General features: G+C 59.9%; 6 protein-coding genes. 4 read left to right on the top strand and 2 right to left on the bottom strand.

Features of this window, described 5'->3' with window-relative positions:
- The 4 genes from ACNKID_RS10300 to ACNKID_RS10285 form a co-directional block, all read left to right on the top strand.
- Window positions 1-852, top strand: an 852-nt coding sequence (locus ACNKID_RS10300) for a leucine-rich repeat domain-containing protein (RefSeq protein WP_417913345.1), incomplete at its 5' end; no start/stop codon positions are given.
- Between the two features lie 24 nt (window positions 853-876).
- Window positions 877-1,119: a hypothetical protein gene (locus tag ACNKID_RS10295; RefSeq protein WP_417913344.1), complete on the top strand. Its 243-nt coding sequence runs from the start codon at window positions 877-879 to the stop codon at window positions 1,117-1,119.
- Window positions 1,116-1,463 (top strand): phasin family protein, encoded by a 348-nt coding sequence (locus tag ACNKID_RS10290; protein ID WP_417913343.1) that lies wholly within the window; start codon window positions 1,116-1,118, stop codon window positions 1,461-1,463. Before ACNKID_RS10295 ends, ACNKID_RS10290 begins: the two co-directional genes overlap by 4 nt.
- 15 nt (window positions 1,464-1,478) lie before the next feature.
- Window positions 1,479-3,224: an ABC1 kinase family protein gene (locus ACNKID_RS10285; protein WP_417913342.1), complete on the top strand. Its 1,746-nt coding sequence runs from the start codon at window positions 1,479-1,481 to the stop codon at window positions 3,222-3,224.
- A gap of 17 nt (window positions 3,225-3,241) precedes the next feature.
- Here ACNKID_RS10285 and ACNKID_RS10280 read toward each other — a convergent pair whose 3' ends face one another.
- Window positions 3,242-4,441: an acetylornithine transaminase gene (locus tag ACNKID_RS10280; RefSeq protein ID WP_417913341.1), complete on the bottom strand. Its 1,200-nt coding sequence runs from the start codon at window positions 4,439-4,441 to the stop codon at window positions 3,242-3,244.
- Window positions 4,442-4,734: 293 nt separating this feature from the next.
- On the bottom strand, window positions 4,735-5,010 hold a 276-nt coding region (locus tag ACNKID_RS10275), incomplete at its 5' end, for a hypothetical protein (RefSeq protein WP_417913340.1).

Below are 5,010 nucleotides of genomic sequence, written 5' to 3'. Positions count from 1 at the left end.
GAGCCGATACGCTGTCCGCGCAACAGGAGGAACTATAAAATGACCAACGATGAGATGCCCGATGAATTCGAAGAGAACGGAGATGGACACGAGGATGTGACGAGCCTCAACCTCAGCGACCACGGGCTGACTATGCTGCCGCCGGAGATATTTCAGCTCACCAACCTGACCCATCTGGATCTAAGTTTCAACCAGCTTTCTTGGCTGCCTCCGGAAATTGGCCTACTGAACAATCTGACCCACTTGGACCTCAGCGACAACGAGCTGACTTCGCTGCCACCGGAAATCTGCCAGCTCACCAATCTAGGCGAGCTGGACATCAGCTTCAATCGGCTCACCGAGCTGCCGCCGGAGCTGCTGCTGCTGCCCAATCTGTCCAGCTTGGTGCTGAGCTGGAACAAGCTGACCTCGCTGCCGCCGGAAATCTCCAAGTTGACCCGGCAGCCGCATCTCCGCCTCAGCTTCAACCAGCTCACCGAGCTGCCGCCGGAGCTGGCTCAGCTGACCCATCTCACCGAGCTGGATCTGAGCGGCAACAACCTTACCGAGCTGCCGCTGGAGGTCTGCAAGCTGATCAATCTGACCACGCTCATCCTCAGCCGCAACCAGCTAACTTCGCTGCCGCCGGAAATCGGCAGGCTGACCAAGCTAACCAAGCTGAATCTCCGTCTCAACCAGCTGGCCTCGCTGCCACCGGAGTTCTGCCGTCTGACTAAGCTGAACACCTTGCTGCTGGAAGACAACCCGCTGACCTCGCCGCCGCTGCTGCTGGCCAGCCAAGGCATCGAGGCGATTCAAAGCTATTTTGCGTCGCGGCAGGATGATAAATCGATAGATGCCGCTCTGCCGTGACAGCGCGGCAAGGAGGAACGCGCCATGATGACCAATGAAGAACTGGTCAAGGTGACAGCGGCAGACAGCAAAGCGGCCAGTCTGACCGAGCTGACGCTGCCCCCTTCTTTTGTTCACCGCCGCAGACCGCAGGGCAGGGCATTGAAAATTTGGTCGAGGCAGTGGGCTGATCCTTTTATGCCCTTGTGCGGACAACGCAGGATAGGGTATTTTTTATTCAAGCGCGGCTGCGCTACAGAACTTCAAACAGGGAGGAAAAAAGTATGAAAGACGTGCTGAAGAATGTGATGTACGCCGGCATCGGCGCGGCGTTCCTGACTCGTGACAAACTTGAGGAGCTGGGCAAGACGCTGACAGACAAGGGCTGCCTGTCGGTGGACGAGGGTAAGGCCTTTGTCGACGATCTGCTGAAGAAATCCGAGGCCGCCAAAGGCAATTTGGAGCAGTGGATCGGGCGCAAGGTGGAGGAGCGGCTCAAGACCTGCCGCTGCGTCAACGCCGATGAGATCGACGAGCTGCGCCGCCGGGTCAGCGAGCTGGAGGCGGCCTTGGGCAGGACACAGGACTGCCGACAGGAAAGCTGCGGCACGGCTGCTGAGGCTAAAGGCTGAGACTGAATAAGGCTGATGTTCAGCATCAGGCAGTTCGGCGCGTTCAACCGGACCTTCCGGCATCTGAACCGCTACCAGCAGATCCTGCGGGTGCTGTTCAAATACGGCTTCAGCGACTTGATTGAACGGCTGCATCTGGACCAGTACATAGAGACCGGCTTGCAGATGCTCAGCCGCAGCAGACCGTCACGCAGGCAGGACCCGGAGGAGCAGATCATCTCCCGGCATTCCAAGCCTGAACGCCTGCGCATGGCCTTGGAGGAGCTGGGGCCGACCTTCATCAAGCTCGGCCAGCTGCTTTCGGTCCGCCCTGACCTTGTCGCCCCTGACTACCTGCTGGAGCTGGCCAAGCTCCAAGACAATGTGCCGCCTTTCTCTTATGAGGAGGTGCGGCACATCTTTCTAGAGGATCTGGGCAAGATGCCGGAAGAGATATTCACCGGCTTCAGCCCAGAGCCGGTGGCCGCCGCCTCGATCAGCCAAGTGCATCACGCCCTGCTGACCGTGCGCAACGCGGCGGGCGGCGAGCTGACGCGCAAGGTGGTGGTCAAGGTGCAGCGGCCCGGCTTGGAGAAAAGCATCTCCATCGACTTGGAGATACTGGCCCGCATCGCCCAGCTGATGGAAGATCATCTGGAGGAGGTGCAGGGGCACCGACCGACAGCCATAGTCAGCGAGTTCGCCCGCAGCCTGTCGCGGGAGATTGACTTCACCATCGAGCTGACCAATATTCAGCACTTTGCCCGCCAGTTCGCGGGCAGCCGGGAAATCTACGTCCCTGAAGCCTTCCCCGCGCTTTCCACCGAGCGCATTTTGGTCATGGAGCGGATTGAGGGGATTAAGGCTTCAGGCATTGAGGCACTGCGGGCCGCAGGCCATGATCTGACCCTGCTGGCCGAGCGAGGGGCCAAGCTGGTGATGGAGCAGATCTTCACCCACGGCTTCTTTCATGCCGACCCCCATCCTGGCAACATCTTCTTCCTGCCCGGCAACGTGGTCTGCTTCATCGACTTCGGCCAGATGGGCAGGCTGCTCGTCAAAGACAGGGAAGGCTTCATTGAGCTGGTGGCCAGCATCGTCTCCGGCGACGAAAGCAAAGTCACCGCCGGCATCCTCAAAATGACGGTGCAGCAGGGCGAGTTTGACCGCGACGCGCTGTCCTTGGACATCAGCGACTTCATGAGCCGCTACTTGCATCTCTCCATCGGCGAGCTGGAGATCGGCAAAATCCACTGGGAGCTGCTGCGGCTCTTCAGCCGCCACCGCCTCTTCCTCAAGCCCAGCCTCTATCTGATGCTCAAGGCACTCGGCACAGCCGAGGGAGTCGGTCTGGCCCTTGATCCACAGATCGAGATGCTCTCCTTGGCCAAGCCCTTCATGCGGGACATCAAGATGCGGCAGGTCAGCCCCAGGCGGCTGGCGCATGAGGCGGCGGAGACCGCAAGCCAGTACATGAGCCTGCTCCGCGACCTGCCCGCAGAGACCCGCAGCATCCTGGCCATGCTCCGCCAAGGCAAGGTGCGGCTGGAGCTGGAACATCACGGCCTGCGGCCTTTAGAGCAATCCCTGTATCGAGCCTCAAACCGAATCGCCTTCGCCATCGTCCTTGCCGCCCTCATCATCGGCTCGTCCTTGGTTGCGCATTACGGCAGCCGCACCGGCAGCAGCGAGCTGCCCACGATCGGCATGATCGGCTTCATCATCGCCGGGATCATGGGCCTCTGGCTCTTGGTCTCCATCCTCAGGCAGGGCAAGCTCTAAGCCGCGCCTGCCCGCTCTCAGCTCAGCTCCGCCAGCACCTGCGTCAGTTCCTCCACCACCCGGTCTATCTCCTCCCTGCTGACTGTCAATGGCGGGATGAAGCGCAAGGCCTGCATCCCTGCAAAGTTGATCAGGATGCCGCGCTCGAACATTCTTCGGACTATCTCCGGGCCGTGCGTGATCCCTTTTTCAGTCAGCACCAAACCAAGCAGCATTCCCCGTCCGCGCACGTCGGCGCAGAGCTGCGGGAATGTCTCCACAAAGCCTTGCAGCCGGTGCATGAAATAGCTGCTGCGCTTCAGCATGTCCGCAAAGAAACCTTCGGCGAGCATGGTCTTCAGCGTGGCCACGCCTGCCGCTGCCGCAACCGGGTTGCCGCCGAAGGTCGAGGCGTGCGTGCCTGGCGTGAAGGCGGCGGCAATCTTGGCGCGGGTGAGCATCGCGCCGATGGGCAGGCCGTTGGCTAAGGCCTTGGCCAAGGTCATGATGTCCGGTGTCACGCCGCACTGCTCGTAGGCGAAGAGCGTGCCGGTGCGGCCTATGCCGGTCTGCACCTCGTCAAAGATCAGCAGCAGGCCGTGACGGTCGCAGATGGCCCGGACAGCTTGCAGGTATTCTGCGGGCAGCGGGCGCACGCCGCTCTCGCCCTGAATCGGCTCGCAGAGCACGGCGCAGGTCTTGTCGTTGATCAGTCGCTCAATGGCTTCCGGCGTACCGAAATCGGCATGGATGAAGCCGCTCGGCAGCGGCTCGAAGCCCTTGTGAAACTTGGGCTGGCCAGTAGCTGCGACGGTGGCCAAGGTGCGGCCATGAAATGAGCCGCTGAGGGAAATCACCTCATGGCGGCCTGCACTGCTGCTGTAAATGCGGGCCAGCTTGATCGCCGCCTCGTTGGCCTCTGCGCCGGAGTTGCAGAAGAAGACCCGTTCGGCAAAGCTGTGCTCGGTCAGCAGCTCGGCCAGCTCAGTCTGCGGCTCGGTATAGAAGAGGTTGGAAACATGCAGCAGCTTGTTCGCCTGGGCGCAGATGGCCTCGGTCACAGCCGGATGGCAGTGTCCCAGCGAACAGACCGCAATGCCGGAGAGAAAATCCAAATACTCCTTACCGTCCGCATCCCAGAGGCGGCAGCCTTGGCCCCGGACAACCGCTGCCGGGAAACGGGTATAGGTTCCTGCGAACACGGCTTCGCCTCGCGTTATCCAGTTTGAATTGGTCATGGTGTGCATCTCTGTGATGGTGAATGCGGCAGCGGATTCCGCCTGAGAACGCGGCGCTGGTCAGTCGGCCCGCATTTCCAGCCCGTCCATCTCCTTGCAGCGGAACGGACTGAGAACACTGGACAGCAGCCCATCCTAAAAAGCTGGCCCAATCCTGTCAAGCATTCTTTTGCGGCCCGCATATTTCCAGTCATGCGGCGCGGATAGCATGAACCTATAGTATTTCAGTCTTTAGACGGTTTGAAAAATTATATATACGCCGTGTCGGGAAGTGCCGCAGCTCATTTGAAGTTTTAAACAGCCCCTTTCAAGCAAGGAATGCTTCGTTTGAAGTTTGCAACGCCGTATTCTTTGCTGCAAATGCCTCTCGGCTCTGGGCCGCGACCTGTTTCAAGTTTGGAATGGCTCATTTCAAGCAAGGAATGCTTCGTTTGAAGTTTGCAACGCCGTATTCTTTGCTGCAAATGCCTCGCAGCTCCGGGCCGTGACCCGTTGCAAGTTTGAAATGGCTCGTTTGAAGTTTGCAACGCCTCATTCTTTGCTGCAAATGCCTCGCGGCTCCGGGCCGC

The organism is Candidatus Electronema sp. TJ (assembly GCF_048287355.1).
GTDB lineage: Bacteria > Desulfobacterota > Desulfobulbia > Desulfobulbales > Desulfobulbaceae > Electronema.
The sequence above is the reverse complement of the archived record's forward strand: the minus strand, read 5'-3'. Positions and strand labels throughout refer to the sequence as shown.

What these genes read in the sequence shown, in the direction of transcription:
- ACNKID_RS10295 (WP_417913344.1), top strand. Translation starts at nt 877, where the DNA reads ATGATGACCAATGAAGAACTGGTCAAGGTGACAGCGGCAGACAGCAAA.
- ACNKID_RS10290 (WP_417913343.1), top strand. Translation starts at nt 1,116, where the DNA reads ATGAAAGACGTGCTGAAGAATGTGATGTACGCCGGCATCGGCGCGGCG.
- ACNKID_RS10285 (WP_417913342.1), top strand. Translation starts at nt 1,479, where the DNA reads ATGTTCAGCATCAGGCAGTTCGGCGCGTTCAACCGGACCTTCCGGCAT.
- ACNKID_RS10280 (WP_417913341.1), bottom strand. Translation starts at nt 4,441, where the DNA reads ATGACCAATTCAAACTGGATAACGCGAGGCGAAGCCGTGTTCGCAGGA.